This window comes from Pseudoxanthomonas sp. GW835-FHT14C01 (assembly GCF_058793715.1).
This window is the reverse complement of the sequence record NZ_JBXAGB010000003.1, coordinates 285,748-308,732: the sequence shown is the minus strand read 5'-3', so window position 1 is coordinate 308,732 and position 22,985 is coordinate 285,748. Positions and strand designations below refer to the sequence as shown.

The 22,985-nt window shown below is 68.4% G+C and carries 21 protein-coding genes; 8 read left to right on the top strand and 13 right to left on the bottom strand.

Features of this window, described 5'->3' with window-relative positions; translation table 11 throughout:
* Positions 1–86 precede the first annotated feature (86 nt).
* On the bottom strand, positions 87–1,445 hold the full coding sequence (gene pmbA, locus AC1Q5B_RS14770; RefSeq protein ID WP_492632345.1) for a metalloprotease PmbA: 1,359 nt from the start codon (positions 1,443–1,445) through the stop codon (positions 87–89).
* A gap of 99 nt (positions 1,446–1,544) precedes the next feature.
* On the opposite strand from pmbA, the gene yjgA reads away from it, so the two are divergent.
* The gene (yjgA, locus tag AC1Q5B_RS14765; RefSeq protein WP_492632344.1) at positions 1,545–2,099 is read left to right on the top strand and encodes a ribosome biogenesis factor YjgA; all 555 of its coding nucleotides are present in this window, start codon (positions 1,545–1,547) and stop codon (positions 2,097–2,099) included.
* A 140-nt stretch (positions 2,100–2,239) separates the two neighbouring features.
* Here the strand turns inward: yjgA and tldD are convergent, their stop codons facing one another.
* The 4 genes from tldD to AC1Q5B_RS14745 are packed head-to-tail and all read right to left on the bottom strand — an operon-like array spanning position 2,240 to position 9,702.
* Positions 2,240–3,682, bottom strand: a complete 1,443-nt coding sequence (tldD, locus tag AC1Q5B_RS14760; protein WP_492632343.1) for a metalloprotease TldD — start codon at positions 3,680–3,682, stop codon at positions 2,240–2,242.
* Positions 3,683–3,741: 59 nt separating this feature from the next.
* Positions 3,742–7,575, bottom strand: coding sequence for a YhdP family protein (locus AC1Q5B_RS14755; protein ID WP_492632342.1), 3,834 nt, complete (start codon positions 7,573–7,575; stop codon positions 3,742–3,744).
* A 30-nt stretch (positions 7,576–7,605) separates the two neighbouring features.
* Complete coding sequence (gene rng / locus AC1Q5B_RS14750; RefSeq protein WP_241046878.1) at positions 7,606–9,093, bottom strand: ribonuclease G; 1,488 nt, start codon at positions 9,091–9,093, stop codon at positions 7,606–7,608.
* A 12-nt stretch (positions 9,094–9,105) separates the two neighbouring features.
* Positions 9,106–9,702, bottom strand: a complete 597-nt coding sequence (locus AC1Q5B_RS14745; RefSeq protein ID WP_492632341.1) for a Maf family protein — start codon at positions 9,700–9,702, stop codon at positions 9,106–9,108.
* A 159-nt stretch (positions 9,703–9,861) separates the two neighbouring features.
* Between AC1Q5B_RS14745 and AC1Q5B_RS14740 the strand changes: the two genes are divergently transcribed.
* Together AC1Q5B_RS14740 and AC1Q5B_RS14735 are read left to right on the top strand one after the other, a co-directional pair.
* On the top strand, positions 9,862–10,605 hold the full coding sequence (locus AC1Q5B_RS14740; protein WP_492632340.1) for an SIMPL domain-containing protein: 744 nt from the start codon (positions 9,862–9,864) through the stop codon (positions 10,603–10,605).
* A 176-nt stretch (positions 10,606–10,781) separates the two neighbouring features.
* A complete protein-coding gene (locus tag AC1Q5B_RS14735) occupies positions 10,782–11,486 on the top strand; it encodes an energy transducer TonB (protein WP_492632339.1) in 705 nt (234 codons plus the stop codon).
* Between the two features lie 196 nt (positions 11,487–11,682).
* Here the strand turns inward: AC1Q5B_RS14735 and rlmH are convergent, their stop codons facing one another.
* The 6 genes from rlmH to leuS all read right to left on the bottom strand — a co-directional run bounded on the left by rlmH (position 11,683) and on the right by leuS (position 17,669).
* Positions 11,683–12,153 (bottom strand): 23S rRNA (pseudouridine(1915)-N(3))-methyltransferase RlmH, encoded by a 471-nt coding sequence (rlmH, locus tag AC1Q5B_RS14730; RefSeq protein WP_192311484.1) that lies wholly within the window; start codon positions 12,151–12,153, stop codon positions 11,683–11,685.
* Between the two features lie 84 nt (positions 12,154–12,237).
* On the bottom strand, positions 12,238–12,654 hold the full coding sequence (gene rsfS, locus AC1Q5B_RS14725) for a ribosome silencing factor (protein ID WP_475496990.1): 417 nt from the start codon (positions 12,652–12,654) through the stop codon (positions 12,238–12,240).
* Between the two features lie 31 nt (positions 12,655–12,685).
* A complete protein-coding gene (gene nadD, locus AC1Q5B_RS14720) occupies positions 12,686–13,363 on the bottom strand; it encodes a nicotinate-nucleotide adenylyltransferase (RefSeq protein WP_492632338.1) in 678 nt (225 codons plus the stop codon).
* A 7-nt stretch (positions 13,364–13,370) separates the two neighbouring features.
* On the bottom strand, positions 13,371–14,405 hold the full coding sequence (gene holA / locus AC1Q5B_RS14715) for a DNA polymerase III subunit delta (RefSeq protein ID WP_492632337.1): 1,035 nt from the start codon (positions 14,403–14,405) through the stop codon (positions 13,371–13,373).
* Positions 14,405–14,953, bottom strand: a complete 549-nt coding sequence (locus tag AC1Q5B_RS14710) for an LPS-assembly lipoprotein LptE (RefSeq protein ID WP_492632336.1) — start codon at positions 14,951–14,953, stop codon at positions 14,405–14,407. Before AC1Q5B_RS14710 ends, holA begins: the two co-directional genes overlap by 1 nt.
* A gap of 82 nt (positions 14,954–15,035) precedes the next feature.
* Positions 15,036–17,669 carry a leucine--tRNA ligase gene (gene leuS / locus AC1Q5B_RS14705; protein WP_492632335.1) on the bottom strand — a complete coding sequence of 878 codons (2,634 nt, stop codon included), beginning with the start codon at positions 17,667–17,669 and terminating at the stop codon, positions 15,036–15,038.
* 106 nt (positions 17,670–17,775) lie between these two features.
* Between leuS and AC1Q5B_RS14700 the strand changes: the two genes are divergently transcribed.
* Positions 17,776–19,071 carry a metal-dependent hydrolase family protein gene (locus AC1Q5B_RS14700; RefSeq protein WP_492632334.1) on the top strand — a complete coding sequence of 432 codons (1,296 nt, stop codon included), beginning with the start codon at positions 17,776–17,778 and terminating at the stop codon, positions 19,069–19,071.
* Between the two features lie 88 nt (positions 19,072–19,159).
* Here AC1Q5B_RS14700 and AC1Q5B_RS14695 read toward each other — a convergent pair whose 3' ends face one another.
* Both AC1Q5B_RS14695 and AC1Q5B_RS14690 read right to left on the bottom strand, forming a co-directional pair.
* Positions 19,160–19,750 (bottom strand): DUF998 domain-containing protein, encoded by a 591-nt coding sequence (locus AC1Q5B_RS14695; RefSeq protein WP_492632333.1) that lies wholly within the window; start codon positions 19,748–19,750, stop codon positions 19,160–19,162.
* Positions 19,747–19,962, bottom strand: a complete 216-nt coding sequence (locus AC1Q5B_RS14690; RefSeq protein WP_492632332.1) for a helix-turn-helix transcriptional regulator — start codon at positions 19,960–19,962, stop codon at positions 19,747–19,749. The genes AC1Q5B_RS14695 and AC1Q5B_RS14690 overlap by 4 nt, the downstream gene beginning before the upstream one ends.
* A gap of 162 nt (positions 19,963–20,124) precedes the next feature.
* Between AC1Q5B_RS14690 and trxA the strand changes: the two genes are divergently transcribed.
* From trxA to AC1Q5B_RS14670, 4 genes are read left to right on the top strand one after another with little or no spacing between them, the layout of a single operon-like run.
* Positions 20,125–20,979 carry a thioredoxin gene (trxA, locus tag AC1Q5B_RS14685; protein ID WP_492632331.1) on the top strand — a complete coding sequence of 285 codons (855 nt, stop codon included), beginning with the start codon at positions 20,125–20,127 and terminating at the stop codon, positions 20,977–20,979.
* 43 nt (positions 20,980–21,022) lie between these two features.
* Positions 21,023–21,487, top strand: coding sequence for a DUF4442 domain-containing protein (locus AC1Q5B_RS14680; RefSeq protein WP_492632330.1), 465 nt, complete (start codon positions 21,023–21,025; stop codon positions 21,485–21,487).
* Positions 21,488–21,524: 37 nt separating this feature from the next.
* Complete coding sequence (locus AC1Q5B_RS14675) at positions 21,525–22,196, top strand: DUF502 domain-containing protein (protein ID WP_492632329.1); 672 nt, start codon at positions 21,525–21,527, stop codon at positions 22,194–22,196.
* A 2-nt stretch (positions 22,197–22,198) separates the two neighbouring features.
* Positions 22,199–22,975: a queuosine precursor transporter gene (locus AC1Q5B_RS14670; RefSeq protein WP_492632328.1), complete on the top strand. Its 777-nt coding sequence runs from the start codon at positions 22,199–22,201 to the stop codon at positions 22,973–22,975.
* The last annotated feature ends 10 nt before the right edge of the window (positions 22,976–22,985 follow it).

Genomic DNA, 22,985 nt, shown 5'->3' with positions numbered 1-22,985 from the left:
GAAGCCTCAGCCCCCATACCTCCCCGCAGCAAGCATAACGTCAAACGGCGACAGCGTCGGTCACGCCTCGCCGCAGGGGCCCACCGTCATTCGCCCGCGACCGTCATCCGCCCCACGAGGATGGACCCGACGCCGACATGCGAACGGCGGTCCACGTCGCTGCCCACCGCCTCGATGCCGGCGAAGATGGACTTCAGATTGCCGGCGACGGTGACGCCGTCCACCGGATAAGCCAGTACCCCGTCCTCGACCCAGAAGCCGGCCGCACCGCGCGAGTAGTCGCCGGTCACGCCGTTCACGCCCTGCCCCATCAGTTCGGTGACCAGCAGGCCGTTGCGCATGCCCGCCAGCAGTTCGTCGAAGCCACCGGCGTTGGCCTTCACCTGCAGGTTGTGGACGCCGCCGGCATTGCCGGTGGTCTGCAGGCCGAGCTTGCGCGCCGAATAGCTGCCGAGCACGTAGCGCTCCAGTACACCGTCGCGGATGAGATGGGAGCGCCTCGTCGCCACGCCTTCGGCATCGAACGCCGACGAACGCAGGCCGTGGGGCAGCAGCGGCAGCTCCTCGATGGCGAACCAGTCCGGGAAGATGCGCCGGCCGACGTGATCGAGCAGGAAGCTGGCCTTGCGGTACAGCGCGCCGCCCGAGACCGCGCCCAGCAAGTGGCCGATCAGCGAACGTGCGACGTCCGCCGAGAACATCACCGGGTATTCGCCGGTCGCCAGCGACTGCGGCTGCAGGCGCGATACGGTGCGCTCCGCGGCCTTGCGGCCGACCGCCGCAGGATCCTCCAGTTCGAGGTGCGACAGCGCCGTGCTGTACCAGCCATCGCGCTGCATGCCGTCGCCCTGCCCCGCGATCAGTGCGCAGCCGATCGTGTGCTGGGTGTCGCGCTCGCGGCCGATGAAGCCATGCGAATTGGCGTACACCGACAGGCTTTCGCCGCTGCCGACGGACGCGCCATCGGAATTCGCGATGCGCGCGTCGGCGTCGCGTCCCGCCGCTTCGCAGGCGAGTGCGAGGTCGACCGCGCGGTCCATTTCGAGCGCCCACGGATGCCAGACATCCAGATCGGGAAACGCGCGCGCCATCAGTGCGGCATCGGCGAGGCCGGACGCGTCGTCGTCCTCGGTGTAGCGCGCGATGGCGCAGGCCTGCGCCACCGTGGCCTCCAGGCTCTCCTCGCGCAGGTCGGCGGTGCTGGCGCTGCCCTTGCGCTGGCCGAAGTACACGGTCACGCCGATGCCGCGGTCGCGGGTGGACTCCACGGTCTCCACGTCACCCAGGCGCACGTTGACGTTGAGCCCGGTCTCCTCGCTGCAGCTCACCTCGGCCTGGGTGGCGCCATGCGCCCGCGCACGCTCCAGCAGGCGCCGGGACAGCGCCTCCAGGCGTTCGAGCCGGGCGAGGCTGTCGTCGGGGGAAGTCAGGGCGGTGGCGTTCAATGCTTTATCCTTGTGTCCTGTGATCCGCGCCCAAGCGCCGGATCCGTATTCGATTCAGGCTGCCGCACTTGGCTGCGGCAGCGAAAGAGAGGCTTCACCATGCGCGGACGCGACCCCGAAACCGGCGAATTCTTCAGTCCCAGCCGTACCCAGCAGCGGGGCGAGGCGCTGGAGATCCGCAGCCTTGCCGAGAAGCTGGTGGCGTTGCCGGCCGCGCAACTGGCGCGACTGCCGATTCCCGAGGACCTGATGCCGCACATCGTGGAAACGCAGCGCATCACTTCGCACATCGCGCACAAGCGCCAGCTGCAGTTCCTCGCCAAGCAGATGCGGCGCGAAGAGGACGAGGTGCTGGAAGCCATCCGCGACGCGATGGACGAAGGCGGCGAAGCGGCGCGGCGCGAAACCGCCCTGCTCCACCAGGCCGAACAGTGGCGCGACCGCCTGTTGGCCGGCGGCGACCAGGCGCTGGCGGACCTGCTGGATGCGTTTCCGACCGCCGACCGTCAGAAGCTGCGCCAGCTCGTGCGCAACGCACTCGACGAGAAGGCGAAGAACAAGCCGCCGCGCGCCTTCCGCGACCTGTTCCGCGAGGTGCGCGAGGTGCTGTCGTCGCACGACGCGCAGGCCTCCGACGGCGACGAAACGGAGTAGCCCCTCTCCCCTCGGGAGAGGGGTTGAGGTGAGGGTACGGCGAAGTCCATGCGATGCAGGCGTCGCGGACTCCGCGCTACCCTCATCCGCCTCTACCGCGGCACCTTCTCCGGTCGGGAGAAGGGACAGGCACGCGGGCATCACGCCTTCGTCCCACCCACTGTCAGGCCTTCGATCAGCAACGACGGCTGGCCGACGCCGACCGGCACGCTCTGTCCATCCTTGCCGCAGACGCCGACGCCCTGGTCCAACGCCAGGTCGTGGCCGACCATCTTCACCTTCTGCATCGTCTCCGGGCCGTTGCCGATCAGCGTGGCGCCCTTCACCGGGGCGGTGATGCGGCCATCTTCGATCAGGTAGGCCTCGGTGGCGGAGAACACGTACTTGCCGCTGGTGATGTCGACCTGGCCACCGCCGAAATTGACTGCGTACAGGCCCTTCTTCACCGAACGGATCATGTCTTCCGGGTCGTGCTGGCCGGCGAGCATGTAGGTGTTGGTCATGCGCGGCATAGGCAGGTGCGCGAACGATTCGCGACGGCCATTGCCGGTGGGCGCCACACCCATCAGGCGCGCGTTGTGCGTGTCCTGCATGTAGCCGACCAGCACGCCGTCCTCGATCAGCGGGGTGCAGTTCGTCGGCGTGCCCTCGTCGTCGATGTTGAGCGAGCCGCGGCGACCCGGCAGTGTGCCGTCGTCGACGATGGTGACGCCCTTCGACGCGACCTGCTGGCCGATGCGGCCGGCGTACACGCTGGTGCCCTTGCGGTTGAAGTCGCCTTCCAGGCCGTGCCCGACGGCCTCGTGCAGCAGCACGCCCGGCCAGCCGCTGCCCAGCACCACCGGCAACACGCCCGCCGGCGCATCGATGGCATCCAGGTTCACCAGCGCCTGGCGCAGCGCCTCGCGCGCGAGGTCTTCCGGCTTGCCGTCGGCGAACAGTTCGGCGTAGCCATAGCGCCCGCCCATGCCGGCGTAGCCGGATTCGCGACGGCCGTTCTGTTCGACGATCACCTGCACGTTCAGGCGCACCAGCGGGCGCACGTCGGACGCCAGCACGCCATCGCTGCGCGCCACCAGCACGGTGTCTATGCCGCCGGACAGGCTGACGGTCACCTGCTGCACGCGCGGATCGGCGGCGCGCAGGAAGCGGTCGACCGCACGCAGCGCATCGACCTTGGCGTCGTTGCCCATCGCATCGATGGGATCGTCGCCGGCGTACAGGGCGCGACCGCCGCTGCGCACCAGCGCGCGCGGCGCATGCGCGGCGCCGTCGCGGGCGATGGCGCGCGCGGATTTCGCCGCACCGAGCAGCGCCTGCGCGTTGATGTCGTCGGAATACGCGAAACCGGTCTTCTCGCCGGAGATCGCGCGCACGCCGACGCCCTGCTCGATGGAGTGCGCCCCGTCCTTGACGATGCCGTCCTCGACGGTCCAGCTCTCGCGGCGCGCGTGCTGGAAATACAGGTCGCCGAAATCGATGCCGGGACCCAGCAGCGTGCCGAACGCGCGGTCGAGGCCGGACGGGTCCAGGCCGGCGGGCAGGAGGAGACGGGTTTCGGCGAACGGGATGGGCTGGGTCATGTCATTACCATGGGGGCGGAAGGCGGCCGCGGCAAGCACGGCGGTCGGCCTGCGGGGCGTCAGGGAGCGCCGGTGCGATCGGTGCGTTCGTCGTCGCGGACACGCGACTGTTCGCGCCCGACCACTTCGACCTTGGGCGACTTCCAGGGGCCGGTGACGCGGTAAGTCTTCGCACCCATTTCCGCCAGCGGCTTCTTCAGCACGGCATTGGCCACCGCGCCGACCGCCGCGCCGATCGGGCCGCCCGCGACCGCGCCGACCGCCGTCAGCACGTTGGCCGACTTGGGCTTCACGTCGACGGTCTGGTCGAATTGCTCGCTGCGCAGGTCGGTGTCGCCGCGGATCGCGATCTCGGCCGCGGGACCATCGATCAGCAGGTTGTCGCTGCGCGCCAGCCCGTTGCCGACGCGGATGTCGCCGTCGATGCGGTTGAACGCGAAACCCTTGGAGAAGAAGTCGCTGAAATCGAGCATCAGCCGGCGCCGCACCTCGGCCACGCTCAGCAGGCCGAGCACGCGGCCGGCGCCCGGCTCGACTTCGAGCAGGTGGCCATCGCGCACCGCGAGCCTGACGTTGCCTTCCAGCGCCGCCAGCCGGAACGCGGCCGGACTGCCGGGCCATCCGGCATCCGCCGTGACCTGCCCATGGCCGCCGCCGACGCGGTCGCCCAGGCCCAGATCATCGAACAGCCCGCCGAAGTTCTCGCTCTTCACCTCGGCCGAGAAACGGGTGCGCGCCGCCGGGCCGGTGCCTGTCCATTGGCCGCGCACATCGATCTGCTGGCCAGGCGAACGCAACTGCAACTGGTCCACGTACAGGCCGTCGGCCTGCTGACGGGTGCGCAGCTTGGCGGTACCCAGTCGTGCGTCGCCGAAGCGCAGGTCCTCGACATCCAGCGACAGCGGCGGCACAGCGGCAGGATCGATGTCATCCGTGGCGCTACCCGCGGCAGATCCCGTCATCGATGCGCCTTCCACCGGCGCCTTGCGCCAGTGCACGCGCGCCAGCTTGCCCGTGACCGGTGCGCCCTTCGCATCGGGCACCAGCAACGCGCCCGACAACGCGTCGCCATCCAGCGACACCGCCAGCGCCTGCTGCGCCGGCGCGAGCTGCAGGCGCGTATCGGGAAACACCGAGCCGATCATCAGCAGTCGCCCGGCGGTGACGTCGATATGGCGCAACGGTAGGCCATCGCCCTCGCCGCCACCGCCGCGTGCGACGGCGATCCACTCCATCGCGTCCAGCGCACCGGTACGGCCGGTGGCCACCAGACCCGACGGCGGCGGCGCATCCTTCACCTGGTCGCTGCCCAGGACGACGCGCACGCCGGTCTGGCCGTTGGTGTTGCGCGCGCGCAACGCCAGCAGGTCGCCGAAGGCCACGTCGATCTCGCCGCTGCCGATCGGCAGCGGCGCGCGCACCGTGGTGGCCAGCGGTGCCGCGGCGGTCTTGCGCATCGGCGCCGGCAGGCTCATGGCGGTGCCGACCAGATCGGACGTCAGGCTGAGCCGCGTGGGCGGGGACACCGCGCCGGCCGGCGTGTGCGGAATCGTCACGCCGACGGTCCACGACGAACGACCCTCCATGTAGGGCTTCAACCACGCCATCTCGGGCGCGCGATCGAGCAGGCGATCCGCGTCCATGACCGCGGCCAGATCGGCCTCGAATGCCTGGCTGCGATCGCGCGTGCCACTGCCCGCGCGCAGGCCCAGCACGCCCGGCAAGCCGTCGTGCACCACCTGCAATGGACCGGATGCGAAACCGCCATCGTCGTACTTCGCCTTGCCGCGTACGTTGTCGAACACCAGGTCCCAGCGGGTCTCGGACAACTGCGCCCCTTTCAGGTCCACCGTGCCGGCCAGCTTCTTGCGCGCCTGCTCGTCGGCATGCAGCGGCTGCAGCAGATCGAAAGTCGCCGCGACTGGGCCCTTGGCCTGCAGGTGGTCCAGCGTGTCGCCATAGGTGTGGTGCAGCGGGCTTTGCCGCAGCAGCGCGAGCAGCCGTCCGGCATCGGTATCGGTACGCGCAGCGATCATCAGGTCGCCGTCGCCGAAGTCGGCGATGCCGGCCTGGAACGCGGGAATCGCCACCTCGGCGAGCGCACCACGCCCCTTCAGCTCGAAACCGTTGCCGATGAAGGCGATGTCGGCGTCCACCTGCTCCAGCTGCGGCCACGCCGGCTGGAACTTGAACTGGCCACGCTCGATGTGCGCCACGGCCTCGAAGCGGCCGTTGTGATCGGTGAACGGCCAATCGTCGAGGTCGCCGCTGACGATCGCGCGTCCGTTGCGCACGGTGCCGCCGACCAGTGCCGCATTGAGCCAGTCGACCGCCGCCTTCGGCATCTTGTGATGGATCCAGAATCCTTTCGCCACGGGCACCGGCGCATCCGCCAGATCCGCCGCCACATCGATCCAGGGCCGCGTGCCGTCGCCCTGGAACCACATGCCACCACGCACGTCGGCCGCGTACTCCTTGCCCTGTACGTGCAACGCGCTGGTGCCCACGCGCCAGCCGGCGCCTTCGCGCCAACCGAGCACCTCGCCCTGCAGCCGGACCTCGTGCACCACGGCGAATCCGCTGGGCCAGTCGAAGCGCATGTCGGAGGCGGGATCGAGCCTCAGCCGGAAGCCATCGGCATCGCCATCGAAATCGCCGGCAAGACCACGGAGTCCTGGCGCATCGCCCACCGCCTTGAACCCGATGTCGCGCAGCTGTCCTTCCGCGTGCAGCGCGCCGCCCTTGCGACCGGCCAGGGTCAGGCGCGCAAGCCGCGCGCCGGGCCGGGCCTGCACCAGCCAGCGGCGCAGGCCGGCATCGACCTTGTCGCTGAGGCCGAGCACCGCGAACAGCGGCGCGGCGTCCACCTGGTCGGCCAGCAGCACGTAGCGTTCGCCGCCCGCGAGTACCAGGCCATCGAGCGTCTGCACGGCCGGTTCCGTTCCGACACGCAGGCGCGGCGCGTCGAGCCGCCAGCCGCCCGACACCAGCCGCCAGCGCATGCGGCCTTCCATCTGTTCGAACGCGATGCGCGTGGGCGCGACCGCGTCCGGCAACGGCGCACCGCGCAACCCCACGTCGCGCAGCCTGGCATCGGCGGTCACTAGCACCACGCGGTGCTTGCGCAGTTCCGTCCACGCTTGCACGCGTCCGCTGCCGCGTTCGGCGACCACGCCGGCGTAACGCAACAACGGCGACCACGCGCCGATGTCTTCCGCGGATACGTCCAGATAGGCGCGTCCATCGCCGGCCTTGCGGTCGAAGTCCACCGCCACGTTCAGCGGTGCGGCGTCCTTGCGGATCCAGGCGCGCGTGCCGGCACGGACGCGATCGCCCTGCACGCTGAGGCGCAGGTCGATTTCCGGCAAGCGGATATCCCAGCCCAGCGACGGCGCCACGATCGCGAGCTTGCCGTCGATCACCTGCAGTTCGCCCAGGCCTTCCAGACTCCGCAACGGATCGTCCGTGGACTGCTGCTGGCCCGGCAGGCCGCGCACCGACCACGCGCCGTCGTCGCCGCGCTCCAGCGTCAGCGACAGGCCGCGCAGGCGCAGCTCCGTGAACGAACGCCCCGGCAGCAGGCCGCCATACATCGAGACCAGCACCTCGGCCTGGCCGATGCGCACGCCACTGTCGCCCTCACCCAGGCGCAGGCCATCGAGTTGCAACAGCGGGCCGCGCCGCGTCCATTGCGTCTTCACCGCGTCGAAGGCGACCGGCCGACCCGCGCGCTCGCTGAGCCACGCCGCGACGCGATCCGGATGCCGCTCGGCCAGCGGCAGCACCTGGCTGGCGATGCCGAGCACCACGGCCATGCACACCAGCACCACCGCGATGCCATAGACGGCACCCCGACGGGCCAGGCGCAGGCGGCGGCGCAGCGGCGTGGGCATCAGCGCGCTGCGCTCGCCCGAGTTCCGACCTTACAGCAGCACGACATCGAACTGCTCCTGCAGGTACTGCTCGTCCGCCTGAAAGCGGATCGACTTGCCGAGGAATTCCTCCAGCTCCGCCACCGCGGTCGACTCCTCGTCGGTGATGCGGGCGACGACCTTCGGCGAGGCGATCACCAGTAGGCGCGCGGCTTCGAACTGGCGCACGGCGCGGGTGATCTCGCGGAAGATCTCGTAGGTGACGGTCTCGGTGGTCTTGATGCTGCCGCGCCCGCTGCATTCCGGGCACGGTTCGGACAGCTGGCGCGCCAGGCTCTCCACCGTGCGCTTGCGCGTCATCTCCACCAGGCCCAGCGGCGAGAACTCGTACACCGTGGTCTTGGCATGATCCTTCGCCAGCGACTTCTCCAGCGTGCGCAACACCTGGCGGCGATGCTCCGGATCGTCCATGTCAATGAAATCGATGATGATGATGCCGCCCAGGTTGCGCAGGCGCAGCTGGCGCGCGACCGCCTGCGCCGCCTCCAGGTTGGTGCGGTAGACCGTCTCTTCCAGGTTGCGCTGACCGAGGAACGAACCGGTGTTCACGTCGACCGTGGTCATCGCCTCGGTCTGGTCGATCACCAGGTAGCCGCCGGATTTCAGCGGCACCTGTTTGTCCAGCGCGCGTCCGATCTCGTCCTCGACACCGTACAGGTCGAAGATGGGACGCTCGCCCGAATACAGTTCGATGCGCTCGGCCAGCACCGGCATGTACTTGGCGACGAAGGCCTGCAAGCGCTCGTGCGTTTCCTTCGAATCGACCTTCACCTTCTCCACGTCCTTGCGGATCAGGTCGCGCACGGCGCGCAGCGGCAGGCTGAGGTCTTCGTACAGGATGCTGCACGAGGGCGATTCGCGACCGCGCCGTTCGACCACGTTCCACACGCGAGACAGATAGGCGATGTCCTCGGCCAGCGCTTCGGCCGGCTGGCCCTCGGCGTTGGTGCGGATGATGTAGCCGTGGCCGCCGTGCAGGCCCGCCAGTTCGGTGACGACCTGTTTGAGGCGATGGCGCTCTGCCTCGTCCTCGATGCGCGCCGACACACCGATCACTTTCGACTGCGGGAGCAGCACCAGATAGCGCGACGGAATGCTGATCTGCGTGGTAAGGCGCGCGCCCTTGCTGCCGATCGGGTCCTTCACCACCTGCACCACGATGTCCTGCCCGTCGCGCAACAGATCCATGATCGGTGCGGCCGGCGGCGTGGGCAGGGGCGCGTCTTCGCCTTCGACCACCGCGCCCGGCGACGAGCGCACGATGTCGTTGGCATGCAGGAACGCGGCGCGATCCAGTCCGACTTCGACGAAGGCCGCCTGCATGCCGGGCATCACCCGCTGCACCTTGCCCTTGTAGATGTTGCCCACCACGCCGCGACGCCAGCCGCGCTCGATGTGCAGTTCCTGCAGCATGCCGTTTTCGATCACCGCGACGCGCGTTTCGCGCGGAGTGACGTTGACCAGGATTTCTTCCGACATGGGTTCCTTCCCTCAGACTGACGCGGTGGCGGCGGTCGCCGACGGATGGATGCCGAAGTCGCGCAGCAACTTCGAGGTTTCGTGCAAGGGCAGGCCCATGACCGCCGAATAGCTGCCCGCGAGGCGGGTGACGAACTGCTCCGCCCGCCCCTGGATGCCGTAGGCGCCGGCCTTGCCCATCGCCTCGCCACTGGCGACATAGGCGGCGATCTCGTCCTCGCCCAGGTCCGCGAAGCTGACCTCCGTGACCACCAGCGCCTGCGCTTCGCGCGATGCGCTGACCACCGACACGGCCGAGACCGCCTGGTGCGTACGGCCGGACAGGCGGCGCAGCATGGCGGCGGCATCGGCGGCGTCCACGGGCTTGCCGAAGACTTCGTCGCCGAGGATCACCTCGGTGTCGGCGCCCAGCACGACCGCGCCGGGCGTAGCGACCACTTTCAGCAACCCGGCGCCGGCCTTCTCGCGGGCGACGCGGCGGACATAGTCGGTGGCAGGCTCGTTGGGCTGCCGGTGCTCGGGGATGTCGAGATCGATGCGTCCGAAGGACAGTCCCAGACGGGTCAGCAGTTCGGCGCGGCGGGGGGATTGGGAGGCCAGATAGAGCATCGGGAGAGAATAACCCGCGGTGCCTGACTGAATAGGTCCTGATGCCGGCCGGAAACCCGTAACCCTGCGCCGGATCACGGCGCGTTCATGTCATCGTGAACACCCTGCGCGTCGACGACGACCGGGTGCCGCAACACCCCTCTACGAAAAGGAGATCCCATGCGCCTGCCCCTGATCCGCCCCCTGCTGCTCGCCCTGACCCTGTCCCTTGGAACCACTGTCGCCATGACCTCCTCCGCCCAGACCGCCCCGGCCTACGCCATTCCCGCCGACGGCACCCTGCTCAATGTGTCCTCGCAGGCCGAGGCCTCGCGCGTACCCGACATCGCCACGATCTCCGCCGGCGTCGTCACCCAGGCGGTGGACGGCAATACCGCGATGCGCCAGAACAGCGAGCAGATGGCCAAGGTCGTGGCCGCCATCAAGGCCGCCGGCATCGCCGACAAGGACGTGCAGACCAGTGGGATCAGCCTCAACCCGCAATACCGCTATGCCGAAAACGAGGCCCCGAAGATCACCGGCTACCAGGCCAACAACACGGTCAGCATCAAGGTCCGCGACATCGCCAAGCTCGGCAAGGTGCTGGATGCGCTGGCCGGCGTGGGCGCCAACCAGATCAACGGCCCGAGCTTCGAGATCGACAACCCGGAACCGGTCTACGACGAAGCCCGCCTGGCGGCGCTGAAGAAGGCCCAGGCACGCGCCGAGACCTACGCGAAGTCGCTGGGCCTGAAGGTGCGCCGCATCGTCAGCATTTCCGAGGGCAACGGCGGCTTCCGCCCGGTGCCGATGATGGCGATGGCCAAGATGGAGGCCCGTGACGCCTCGGGCGCCCCGCCGGTCTCGCCGGGCGAAACCACGGTCTCGATCAACCTGGACGTGGTGTTCGAACTGGGCAAGTAAGCCCTGCCCGACCGCTTGCGACGACGGCGCCCTGGGGGCGCCGTTTTCGTCACCGAGCCCGGTCCCCGGACTACACCCAAGGTCGAACCCGCCTCCTCTTGCGGATGCCATCCGCCGGAGTACAGTCTGGGCTTGCGGCGCCGGGAGGTTGCAACCCCACTCCCCGCGGCCGAGCGTTGTTCCGTTCACAGCCCTCAAGGAGGTGGATCATGGTTCGCGCACTACCCCACGATTCCGACACCCGCATCGACATCGGCCGCGTCGCCGCCATCGCGGCCGCCATTGCCGTCCACGCCGCCGCACTGCTCATGTTGTTGGTGCCGATGGCCGCACCCCCCATCGTGGTGCCGACAAAGCCGAAGATCACCATCGAGTGGTACAAGAAGCAACCGGTCGAGCCGAAACCGGTCGAAGCCGAGATCGTCAAGCGAGTCGAGCCCAAACCTGTCGAACCCCGGCCGGTCGTGCAGCCGCGCATCGACACGCCGCCTGCAATCGACATACCGATCATCGACAACACGGGCAGCGAGCGCGTCATCGATATCCCGGCGAGCGACAGCGGCGAGGTCGGAGGCACATCAGGACAAGGCATGACCGGTCCGCTGCCTTCGGCAACGCTGGAGTACGTCCGCGCCACGTCGCCGCGCTATCCGATCAATGAGCTGAAGAGTGGCATCGAAGGCACGGTGTTACTGCGCGTGCTGGTCGACGTCGACGGCACGCCGGCGGAGGTGACGATCGAAACCAGCAGCGGCAATCGCAACCTGGACAGGGCCGCACTCCAGCACGTGCTGAAGACATGGCGCTTCAAGCCTGCCATGCAAAACGGACAGGTGGTGCAGGCGTACGGCTTGGTGCCGATCGCCTTCAGCCTGCAGTGAGTCGCAACGCATGAAGGATAAGCCCGCCGAAAGGCGGGCTTTTTCTTGCGTTTGTAGGAGCGACGTAAGTCGCGACCGTGGATCGTCCGGCCTCGATCTGATGACTAAGGCGGTAGGCCGTGAATGGCCGCTACCTATCACCTGCGCCCAGAACTCGCGGTCGCGACTCACGTCGCTCCTATAGGGGAAGTGCCGCTCAGGCGCGGTGATAGGGATGGTTCGCCAGCATCGCAGCGGCACGATAGACCTGCTCGGCCACCACCAGCCTTACCAGCATGTGCGGCAGCGTCAGCGGACTGAGCGACCACTTCTCGTGTGCGGCCGCCAATACGTCCGGCGCATGGCCCTCGGGCCCGCCTATCAGCAGCGCGATGTCGCGGCCCAGCGTGCGCCAGTGCTCCAGCCGCTGCGCGAGCTGTTCCGACGAGTAAGGCTTGCCTGTGACCTCCAGCGCGACGATATGCGCGCTCTTCGGCAACGCGGCGAGCACCCGCTTGCCCTCATCCTCGATGGCCCGTTGCGGATCGCGCCCCTTTCCGCGCAGCCCCGGCTCGATCTCGACGAGCTCGAACGGCAACCAGTGCGACAAGCGCTTCTGGTATTCGGCGAAGCCCTGCGCGACCCAGGTCGGCGCACGCTCGCCCGTGGCGATGAGGCGGCATTTCATGACGCCATGATAGCGAGCGCAATGGCGTCTACGTAAACGGCAACGGCGCCACGAAGGCGCCGCTGGTTCGATACATCGAATGCGTCAGAGCCGCGATTCGTCGGCTGTCTCGACATCTTCCGGCGGCTGGTCGCCGACGGTCCACAGGCGTTCCAGCGCGTAGAACTCGCGCACGCGCGGCAGCATGACGTGGACGATGACGTCGCCCAGATCGACGAGTACCCATTCGGCCTCACGCTCGCCTTCCACGCCCAGCGGCATCACGTCGAGCTTCTTGGCGAACTTCACCACTTCGTCCGCGATGGATTTCACGTGGCGGGTGGAGGTACCCGACGCGATCACCAGGTAATCGGCGACGCTGGACTTGCCGCGCACGTCGATCTCGACGACATCCTTGGCTTTCAGCTCCTCGACCGCCGCGTGCACCGTGGCGAGCAGGTCCGGCAGGGCCGGGGGCGGACTGGGGAGACGGGTCTTGATGACGTGGGCTTGGCTGGACAAAGGCTTGGTGGCTCCGGGAACTCGGCCGCGATTATAGCGGACCAGCGTCGGCAGCCCGTGAGGCATAGAGCCTTTCGTCGGCGATGGCGTCCGCGACGGAACGGGGGACCAGATGCCGCCAGGCCTCGCCCGTACGGATGCGGCGGCGGATCTCGGTGGCGGACTCGGGCTGGAGCGGCTGGTGCAGGCGGTACACGCGCCCGGCGGGCGAACGGACCAGGTCGGCAGGCCGATCGGTCCAGCGGTCTTTCAGGGTTGCCGCCAGTGCCGGGGAGAAACCGGCATCGAGGCCACTGCCGGGACGATCAGCCACGATGAAATGCGCCAGCGCGAACAGGTCCGGCCACGACTTCCACGTAGGCAGGCCCAACAGGCTGTCCGCACCGATCAGCAAGGCGATCGGGACCGTGTCGCCCTGCGCCTCGCGCAAGTCCCGCAGCGTATCGATCGTGTAGGAGCGGGCTGCCGGATCGCGTTCGGCCCGCGCCAGCTCGCGTCGATCCACAGAAAGTCCCGGTTCATCCTGCACAGCCAGATCGAGCAGGTGTGCACGTTGCGCCGCGGTGGCGCCCGGGACCGCGCGATGCGGCGGATCGGCCGCCGGCATCAGGTGCACGGCGACGCCGAAGGCGTCGCGCGTCGCGCGAGCGATGGCCAGATGTCCGTTGTGGACCGGATCGAACGTGCCGCCGTACAGGATCTGCAGCATTGCCCGGTCAGGCGACCAGCAGACGCACGGCCTTCGCGTCCGCGATGGCGAGCAGCAGCCGCTCGAGCCCGACCCAGGCATCGCCGTCGCCGCGACCCTTGGCGGTGCGGTCGATTTTCGAAGCCTCGGCGACGAAGCGATCCCAGCGCGCCGGCGTGGCGTGGCGCTGCAGCGCGCGCTTGAACGGCGCCTGCTTGGCTTCCCAGATGCCCTGCGACTTCATTTCCGCGGCCAGATTGCCGCCGTTGGCCTGCACGCGCGCCAGTGCCGCGGTGCGCAGCAGTTCCTTGACGATCATCGGCATCAGGCCGGCGACCACATCGCCCTCGGCGCGCAGGCCGGCGAGGATGCGGGACACCTGCGCACCCTGCCCCGCCAGCACGGCGTCGGTGAGGCGGAACACGTCGTAGCGCGCGGCATTGGCGACCAGCGACTCCATGCGGTCGGCATCCAGGGTCTGGCCGTCGCTGAGCAACGCCAGCTTGTCGATTTCCTGCGCGGCGGCGAGCAGATTGCCCTCGACGCGGTCCGCGAGCAGCTGCACCGCATCGCGATCGGCGCGCAGGCCCTTGCTGCGGAGGCGGCTTTCGATCCAGCCCGGCAGCTCGTGCGGCTTGATGGCCCAGGCCACCGCCAGCACGCCGACCCGCGCGATCGCGTCGCTCCACTTGCCCTGGTACGCCTTGCCCCACTCGCCCGCGGTGATCAGCAGCACCACGTCGGGCGGTGGATTGGCGCAGAACGCGCTGATCACCTCCGCGCCCTCCTTGCCCGGCTTGCCCCCTGGCAGGCGCACTTCGACCAGCCGCTGCGCGCTGAACAGGCTGGGTGCATTGAAGCTCGCCTCCAGTTGACCCCAGTCGAAATCGCGTCCGTCGGCGTCGAAGACTTCGCGTTCGCCGATGCCCTGCGCACGCGCATGGGCACGCACCGCATCGGCGGCTTCGAGCACGCGCAACGTTTCCGGTCCCGCGATCAGGTAGACCGGCAGCAGCGGCTCGGACGCACCGCGCGCCGCCAGCTGTTCCGGCTTCAGTTCCATCAGGGGGCCGCGTTCACCGGACCCGAGCGCACCACGCCATCGATGCGGCGCAGGATCGACGCCGCCATCTCGCGGCGCAGTTCGTCGGCCAGCACCTCGCGCTCGGTCGCGGTACCGGTCGCATCCTGCGGCGGCGACACGTAGTCGCGCGACAGTTCGACGACCTGCTGCGGCACTAGGTCGGTGCCGTCGGCTTTCTTGAACGAGAAGACCACCGCATAGCGGAGGCTGAATTCCTGGGCGCGCCCGAACTGGTCCACCGCGATGGGCAGATCGCCCCAACGCTCGGACACGACACGCAACATGGCCACCTGCGCGTCGGATGCGCCTGCGCTGTCCTCCTCGCCGATTTCCTCCGCCAGCGTCGCGCCCGCGGCCTGCAGGCCACGCGACAGGCTGGTCACCAGCGGGCTGTAGGCCGTCGACGATGCCGTCACCCGGACCGGCCCGAGATCGGCTGGCAGCGCGATCTTGTTGCGCAGATGGAAGCCGCACCCGGCCAGTAGGGTCAGGACGAGGACGAGAAGGGGCAGGCGGAGTCGGGTCATGGGCGAAGTCTGGACGAGCCCGTCATGGGCGGCAAGAGCGTAGCCCGACCGGAGGTGAACACCGGGGCAAGGCGCGCGCTCGTCACCCGGCCACGATGTTGACGATCTTGCCCGGCACCACGATGACCTTGCGGATCACCAGGCCTTCGAGGAACTTGGCCGTGTTCGGCTCGGCCTTCGCCAGCGCTTCCACGTGATCCCGCGCAGCGTCCGCCGTCACCTCGATGATGCCGCGCAGCTTGCCGTTGACCTGCACCGCCAGCGTCACCGAATCGCGGACCAGCGCCTCGGCATCGGCCTGCGGGAACGCGACGTCCTCGATCAACGTTTCGGCGTGTCCCAGCACCTGCCACAGCGCATGGCTGGCGTGCGGGGTGATGGGATTGAGCAGCAGCACCGCGGCTTCCAGGGCCTCCTGCCGCACGGCACGTCCCTGCGGCGAGGCGTCGTCGAACTTGCTCAGCGTATTGGACAGCTCCATCACCGCCGCAATGGCGGTGTTGAAACTGTGGCGCTTGCCGTAGTCGTGGCCGACCTTGTCGATGGTCTCGTGCGTCTTGCGGCGCACGGCCTTCTGGTCGGCGGTCAGCGCCGCAGCGTCGAGCGCCTCGGCGGCGCCGTCGGCAGCGTGCTTCTGCACCTGCGTCCACAGCCGGCGCAGGAAGCGCGCCATGCCTTCCACGCCCGCCTCGTTCCATTCCAGCGACTGCTCGGGGGGCGCCGCGAACATCGAGAACAGGCGCACGGTGTCGGCGCCGAACTTGTCCACCATCGACTGCGGGTCGACGCCGTTGTTCTTCGACTTCGACATCTTCTCGACCGGGCCGATCTTCACCGGCTGGCCGTCGGCCTTGAGCGTGGCGCCGACTACGCGCGCCTTGTCGTCGCGCTGTATCTCGACGTCGACCGGATTGATCCAGTCCTTCGAACCGTCGGCGTTGTCGCGGTAGAACGTCTCGGCGATCACCATGCCCTGCGTCAGCAGGTTGGTCGCCGGCTCGTCGCTGTCCACCATGCGCGCGTCGCGCAGGAGCTTGTGGTAGAAGCGGAAGTACATCAGGTGCAGGATCGCGTGCTCGATGCCGCCGATGTACTGGTCGACCGGCAGCCAGTAGTTGCCGCGCTTGTCCACCATGTCCTTCGCGCCCGGCGAGGTGTAGCGCGCGTAGTACCAGCTGGACTCCATGAAGGTGTCGAACGTGTCGGTCTCGCGCTCGGCGGACGCGCCGCACTGCGGGCACTTGGTCTTGCGCCATTCGGGATCGGCCTTGATCGGCGACTTCACGCCGTCCAGGGTGACGTTCTCCGGCAGCACGACCGGCAGGTCGGAATCCGGCACCGGCACCGCGCCGCAGCTTTCGCAGTAGATCACCGGAATCGGGCAGCCCCAGTAGCGCTGGCGGCTGACGCCCCAGTCGCGCAGGCGGTAGTTCACGCGGCGCTGACCCTGGCCCTTGCGCTCGAAGCGTTCGGCGAAGGCCTCGAACGCGCCGCGATAGTCCAGTCCGTCGAACTCGCCCGAGTTGACCAGTTCCAGATCGCCGCGCGTCTTGTCGCCGTACCAGTCGCGCCAGGTGGTGGCGTCGTACGTTTTCTCGTCGTCGTTCTTCGGCGCCTTCAGCGCGATGACCTGCTGGATCGGCAGCGCGTACTTGGTGGCGAACTCGAAATCGCGCTGGTCGTGCCCGGGCACCGCCATCACCGCACCGGTGCCGTAGCCCATCAGCACGAAGTTGGCGACCCATACCGGCACCCTGTCGCCGGTGATCGGATGCACGGCGCGCAGACCGGTATCCATGCCGCGCTTTTCCTGCGTCTCCAGTTCCGCCTCGGAAACGCCGCCGTGCTTCAGTTCCTCAAGGAACGTCGCCAACGCCGGGTTCGACGCGGCCGCCTTCAGCGCCAACGGGTGTTCGCCGGCGATCGACACGAAGGTCACGCCCATCAGCGTGTCGGGCCGCGTGGTGAACACCGTCAGCGGTTCGTGGCCTTCGACGGCGAACTGGATTTCCAGGCCTTCCGAACGGCCGATCCAGTTGCGCTGCATGGTCTTGACCGCATCGGGCCAGCCCGGCAGGTCGTCCAGGCCATCCAGCAGTTCCTGCGCGTAGTCGGTGATGCGCAGGAACCACTGCGGGATCTCGCGCTTCTCGACCAGCGCGCCACTGCGCCAGCCGCGGCCATCGATGACCTGCTCGTTCGCCAGCACCGTCTGGTCCACGGGATCCCAGTTCACCACCGAGTTCTTGCGGTAGGCCAGGCCCTTGCGCAGCAGGCGGGTGAACATGCGCTGCTCGTGCACGTAGTAGTCGGGACGGCAGGTGGCGAATTCGCGTGACCAGTCGATGGCGTAGCCCAGCGACTTCAGCTGGGTACGCATGTGGTCGATGTTGGCGTAGGTCCATTTCGCCGGCGCGGTCTTGTTCTTGATCGCGGCGTTCTCGGCCGGCAGGCCGAAGGCGTCCCAGCCCATCGGCTGCAGCACGTTGTGGCCGGTCATGCGCTTGTAGCGGCTGATCACGTCGCCGATGGTGTAGTTGCGCACATGCCCCATGTGCAGCGCACCCGACGGGTACGGCAGCATCGACAGGCAGTAGTACTTCGGCTTGTCCGACTGCTCGTCGACCTCGAAGGCGCGCCGGGCCTCCCAGAAGGACTGGGCTTGGGATTCGACGGCTTTCGGGTCGTAGGAAGCGGGTTCGGCGGCAATGGACATGGTGGTGTGCGGCGACGGCGACGGCAAAGCGGCCAAGGGTACCGCAGCGCACCATGGCCCGCCACGCCAACGGGTAGCATGGGCGGGTCGAAACCGGGGATTCCAGATGACCAAGACCTTGCTCGCCCTCGCCCTGGCCTCCATAGGCCTGCCCGCTGCCGCACAGACCACCGCACCGTCGACCCTCGCCGTGCACTGCGAACGGCTGTTCGACGCCCGCAGCGGCAAGGTCCTGGGCGAGCACACGGTGCTGGTCCGCGACGGGAAGATCGCCGAGGTCATTCCCGGCCGCGCCAAGCTGGCCGATGCCGAGTCCATCGTGCTGGCCGACCACACCTGCACGCCCGGCTGGACCGACCTGCACGTGCACCTGGGCAGCGAATCCAGCCCGCAGAGCTATTCGGAGGGCTTCCGCCTGGATCCGGTGGACTACGCCTTCCGCTCGGTCGGCTATGCCGAGAAGACCCTGATGGCCGGCTTCACCAGCGTGCGCGACCTGGGCGGCGAAGTGGCGCCGCACCTGCGCGATGCGGTCAGCCAGGGGCTGGTGAAGGGTCCGCGCATCTTCGCCGCGGGCAAGTCGATCGCCACCACCGGCGGCCACGCCGACCCGACCAACGGTTTCAACGACCGGCTGTCGCACCTGCTCGGCCCGCCGGGCCCGACCGACGGCGTGATCAATTCGCCGGAAGAAGCCCGCCAGGCGGTGCGCCAGCGCTACAAGGACGGTAGCGACGTCATCAAGATCACCGCGACCGGCGGCGTGCTCAGTTACGCCAAGTCAGGCGATGCGCCGCAGTTCGTGGTCGACGAAGTGAAGGCCGTCGTCGATACCGCGCGCGACTACGGTTTCCGCGTCGCCGCGCACGCACACGGCAAGGAAGGCATGCGCCGCGCCATCGTCGGCGGGGTGACCAGCATCGAGCACGGCACCTACATGGACGACGAGATCATGCGACTGATGAAGCAGCACGGCACCTGGTACGTGCCGACGATCTACGCCGGCCGCTTCGTCGCCGAGAAGGCCAAGATCGACGGTTACTTCCCGCCCGTGGTGCGCCCGAAGGCGCAGCGCATCGGTGCGCTGATCCAGGAGACCGCGGGCAAGGCCTACCGCAACGGCGTGAAGATCGCCTTCGGCACCGACATGGGCGTCGGCCCGCACGGCGACAACGCGCGCGAGTTCCTCTACATGGTCGAAGCCGGCATTCCCGCCAACGTCGCGCTGCAGGCCGCGACCATCCGCGCAGCGGAGGTGCTGGGCGTGGACGACCAGGGCGTGATCGAAGCCGGCAAGCGTGCGGACATCGTGGCGGTACCGGGCGATCCGGTGGCCGACATCAATGCGGTGCTGAAGGTCGACTTCGTGATGAAGGACGGCAAGGTGTACCGCCAGCCGTAACCGCCAGCTCGTAGAGCCGAGCTTGCTCGGCTGCTCCTTGGGTCATGTCCACACTCACGTATCGAAGCGCAGCGGAGCAAGCTCCGCTCTACGCACGCGGATTGCGTGAAGCGATGCACAGCCAGGCGAGCCACGCTGCGTAGCCGAACCGCTGCGCGATACCCGCCGGCATCAGCTCCACCGCCAGCAGCACGACAAACAGCACCAGCACGGCCGCCACGGCACTGGCCCATTTGAGCGATTGCCACGCCGGCCATCCGCGCAGACCCAGCGCGATCAACAGCGCGCCGGGCACGAAGGCCACCCACCACAGCATCCACGCGGTGGCGTGCAGGCTGCTGGTCGGATTGTCCAGGTCGTCGGGATCGAGCGGCAGCAGTCCCATCGCGATGAAACCCAGTGCCGACAGCAGGACCAACTGCGCGCCTACGCGCGACCGCCAGCCGGCATCGCCGGGGAGGCGTCGCCGCAGGCCCAGCGCCGCCACCGCCGCGAGTCCCCCGGTAAGGACGAACCCCAGCAGGTTGAAACCCAGCGCATGCGGCACGCCTTTCGCGCCGAGCACCGCCACCGGATGCGCGATCTGGGAGTAACCCGGCAACGCCAGGCCGAAGCCGAGCAGCGCCGCGACGAACACGATCACCGCCGCCGGCCCGCTCCCATGCCATGTCCTGCTCATGCCTCCTCCCAGCGGAACACCGCTTCGATCCCCACGCCGAAGGCCCGCGCGATGCGGAACGCCAGTTCCAGCGATGGCGCATAGCGCCCGGCCTCCAGCGCGATGATGGTCTGCCGCGTCACTCCGCAGGCATCGGCCAGCGCCTGCTGGGTCATCTCGCCGCGTTCGAAACGCAGGCGGCGGATGTCGTTCGCGATCGGGGTGCCGGTCATCGTTGGTCGCGCCCATGCATCGTCATGTCACTCCTGGCAGACAATATGTCGCTCGAACATGACATTCCATCGGCGCCATGTCAAAAGATTTTTACATCACCTTGTATCCTTACGCCCGCGGCACCATCTGACCGCCACGTCCCACCCGCCACGAGCGACCCGATGACCGACCAGCCCTACGTATTCGACGCCACCACCGAGACCTTCGAAGCCGAGGTCCTGCGCAAGTCGCTGGAGGTGCCGGTGCTGGTCGACTTCTGGGCGACCTGGTGCGGTCCGTGCAAGACGCTGGGACCGATCCTGGAAAAGCTGGCCGGTGAGTACAACGGCGCCTTCCTGCTGGCCAAGGTCGACGTGGACAAGGAACAGCAGATCGCTGCCGCCTTCCAGATCCGCTCGGTTCCCACCGTGTTCCTGGTCAAGGACGGGCAACTGGTGGACGGCTTTCCCGGCGCACTGCCGGAAGGCCAGCTGCGCGAGTTCCTGGCCTCGCACGGCGTCCAGCCGGCGGAAGGCGCCGACGCGCCCATCGATGAGATTCCGCTGGATCCGCAGCAGCAGGTCGCCGCCCTGCGTGAGGCGGTCGCCGCCGAACCCGACAAGGACGAACTCAAACTCGACCTGGTCCTCGCCCTGTTGAAGACCGGCGATGCCGCCGATGCCGAGCGGCTGCTCGATGCGCTGCCTGCGAACCTGGCCACCGACGACCGCGCGGTGAAGGCGCGCGCGCGCCTGGGCTTCGCGGCCGCCCTCAAGGACGCCCCGGCGCCCGACGCCCTGCGCGCGGCCGTCGCCGCGAACGCGGACGACCTGCGCGCCCGCCACCTGCTCGGCGTCCATGCGCTGGTCGCAGGCGAGTCCGAAGCCGCGCTGGAGCAGTTCCTGGAGATGCTCAAGCGCGACCGCGCCTACGAGGACGGCCTGGCGCGCAAGAGCCTGATCGATGCGTTCCGGGTGATCGAGGACGAGGCGCTGGTCAGCCAGTACCGCAGGAAAATGTCCTCCCTGCTGTTCTGACCCGCGAATACTCCTCCGTCCTCACCGAACCCAGCAGTCCTGCATGAAACCCGGCACCCTGCGCCACATCTTCAATGTGTGGCCACCTTTCCTGCTCAGCGGCATCCACGTCACCGAGATGGCCCACGACTGGAGTTTCGCGCGCGTCGAACTGCGCATGCGTCCCTGGAACCGCAACTACGTCGGCACCCATTTCGGCGGCAGCCTGTTCGCGATGACCGACCCGTTCTGGATGATCCTCGCCAAGGAACGCCTGGGCCGCGACTACTACGTGTGGGACAAGGCGGCCGAGATCGAATTCGTCAAACCCGGCAAGGGCACGCTGCATGCCGAGTTCCGCCTGGACACGCGCGTGCTGGACGAGATCCGCGCCGAAGCGGCCAACGGCGAGAAGCACCTGCGCTGGATGCCCGCGGACGTCTTCAACGCCCAAAACGAAGTGGTCGCCCGCGTGCGCAAGCAGATCTACGTGCGGCTGAAGCCGGAAGCGCGAACGCGCGCGCCCTGAGCCTCCCGCGCGATGGCGCGGGCCCTACAATAGCGCCATGCCCCCCGACCATCCCGCGCACCGCCCCTCGGTGCAGAAGCTCTTCATCACCGGCCTGCTGACCCTGCTGCCGATCTGGCTGACCTGGGTCGTCATCAAGTTCGTCTTCGTGCTGCTGTCCGACATCAGCAAGCCGTGGGTCGAGCCGCTGTCGCACCAGATCGCCGCGACCTTCCCCCAGTCGCTGGGCTGGTTCAACGGCCTGTGGGTGCAGAACACCATCGCCATGGTCGCCACGCTGTTCGTCATCGTCGCGGTCGGCGCGCTGACCCGGCGCGTGATCGGACAGCGGCTGCTGCGCTGGTTCGAGGCGCTGATCGCGCGCGTGCCGCTGGCGAACGTCATCTACACCAGCGCGCGCAAACTGCTCGACATGCTGGAGACCAAGCCGGGCAGCACGCAGCGCGTGGTGCTGATCGACTTCCCGCACCGGGACATGAAGTCGGTCGGCCTGGTGACGCGGGTAATCCGCGAGGAAGGCAGCGGACGCGAGCTGGCCGCCGTCTACGTGCCCACCACGCCGAATCCGACCTCCGGCTATCTCGAGATCGTGCCGGTCGAGCTGCTCACGCCGACCGACTGGACGGTGGACCAGGCGATGAGCTTCATCATTTCCGGCGGCGCCGTCGCACCGGAAACCATGCCGTTCACCCGCGCAGGGGAACGCTGAGCATGCAGGCGCCGCGCACGCTGGACGACCGCGCGGTCCGCCTCTTCATCGTGCTGGCGGCCGTGTTCTGCGCCAACGCGGTGCTGGCCGAGTTCATCGGCGTCAAGATCTTCGCGCTGGAAGACACGCTGGGCATCGCGCCCCTGGAATGGAACCTGTTCGGCCAGACCGGGTCGCTCAGCTTCACCGCCGGCACGCTGCTGTGGCCGTTCGTCTTCATCCTCACCGACACCATCAACGAGTTTTTCGGCAAGCGCGGCGTGCGCTTCATCTCGTGGCTGGCGGTGGCGCTGATCGTCTACGGCTTCCTGTTCGCGTTTGCCGCGATCGCGCTGGCGCCGGCCGGCTGGTGGGTCGAGGCGGCGCAGGCGCAGGGCGTTCCGGACTACCAGAAGGCCTTCGCCGCGATCTTCGGCCAGGGCATGTGGACCATCGCCGGGTCGGTCGTGGCGTTCCTGGCGGGCCAGCTGATCGACGTCTCCGTGTTCCACCGCATCCGCAACGCCACCGGCGAACGCTGGGTATGGCTGCGGGCGACCGGCTCGACCGCGATCTCGCAGCTGGTCGACAGCTTCGTGGTGATCTATATCGCCTTCGTGCTGGGGCCGCAGAAATGGCCGACGTCGCTGTTCCTGGCGGTCAGCACCGTCAACTACGCCTACAAGATGCTGGCCGCGATCGCGCTGATCCCGCTGCTGTACCTGATGCGCCATGCGATCCGCCACTACCTGGGCCATGAACGCGAGCGACAGCTGCGCGCGGAAGCCGCCCTCGACTGAGCCGTTGCGG

Coding starts and splice junctions, on each gene's coding strand:
- yjgA (WP_492632344.1), top strand. CDS start 1,545: ATGCGCGGACGCGACCCCGAAACCGGCGAATTCTTCAGTCCCAGCCGT.
- tldD (WP_492632343.1), bottom strand. CDS start 3,682: ATGACCCAGCCCATCCCGTTCGCCGAAACCCGTCTCCTCCTGCCCGCC.
- AC1Q5B_RS14755 (WP_492632342.1), bottom strand. CDS start 7,575: ATGCCCACGCCGCTGCGCCGCCGCCTGCGCCTGGCCCGTCGGGGTGCC.
- rng (WP_241046878.1), bottom strand. CDS start 9,093: ATGTCGGAAGAAATCCTGGTCAACGTCACTCCGCGCGAAACGCGCGTC.
- AC1Q5B_RS14745 (WP_492632341.1), bottom strand. CDS start 9,702: ATGCTCTATCTGGCCTCCCAATCCCCCCGCCGCGCCGAACTGCTGACC.
- AC1Q5B_RS14740 (WP_492632340.1), top strand. CDS start 9,862: ATGCGCCTGCCCCTGATCCGCCCCCTGCTGCTCGCCCTGACCCTGTCC.
- rlmH (WP_192311484.1), bottom strand. CDS start 12,153: ATGAAATGCCGCCTCATCGCCACGGGCGAGCGTGCGCCGACCTGGGTC.
- nadD (WP_492632338.1), bottom strand. CDS start 13,363: ATGCTGCAGATCCTGTACGGCGGCACGTTCGATCCGGTCCACAACGGA.
- holA (WP_492632337.1), bottom strand. CDS start 14,405: ATGGAACTGAAGCCGGAACAGCTGGCGGCGCGCGGTGCGTCCGAGCCG.
- AC1Q5B_RS14710 (WP_492632336.1), bottom strand. CDS start 14,953: ATGACCCGACTCCGCCTGCCCCTTCTCGTCCTCGTCCTGACCCTACTG.
- leuS (WP_492632335.1), bottom strand. CDS start 17,669: ATGTCCATTGCCGCCGAACCCGCTTCCTACGACCCGAAAGCCGTCGAA.
- AC1Q5B_RS14700 (WP_492632334.1), top strand. CDS start 17,776: ATGACCAAGACCTTGCTCGCCCTCGCCCTGGCCTCCATAGGCCTGCCC.
- AC1Q5B_RS14695 (WP_492632333.1), bottom strand. CDS start 19,750: ATGAGCAGGACATGGCATGGGAGCGGGCCGGCGGCGGTGATCGTGTTC.
- AC1Q5B_RS14690 (WP_492632332.1), bottom strand. CDS start 19,962: ATGACCGGCACCCCGATCGCGAACGACATCCGCCGCCTGCGTTTCGAA.
- trxA (WP_492632331.1), top strand. CDS start 20,125: ATGACCGACCAGCCCTACGTATTCGACGCCACCACCGAGACCTTCGAA.
- AC1Q5B_RS14680 (WP_492632330.1), top strand. CDS start 21,023: ATGAAACCCGGCACCCTGCGCCACATCTTCAATGTGTGGCCACCTTTC.
- AC1Q5B_RS14675 (WP_492632329.1), top strand. CDS start 21,525: ATGCCCCCCGACCATCCCGCGCACCGCCCCTCGGTGCAGAAGCTCTTC.
- AC1Q5B_RS14670 (WP_492632328.1), top strand. CDS start 22,199: ATGCAGGCGCCGCGCACGCTGGACGACCGCGCGGTCCGCCTCTTCATC.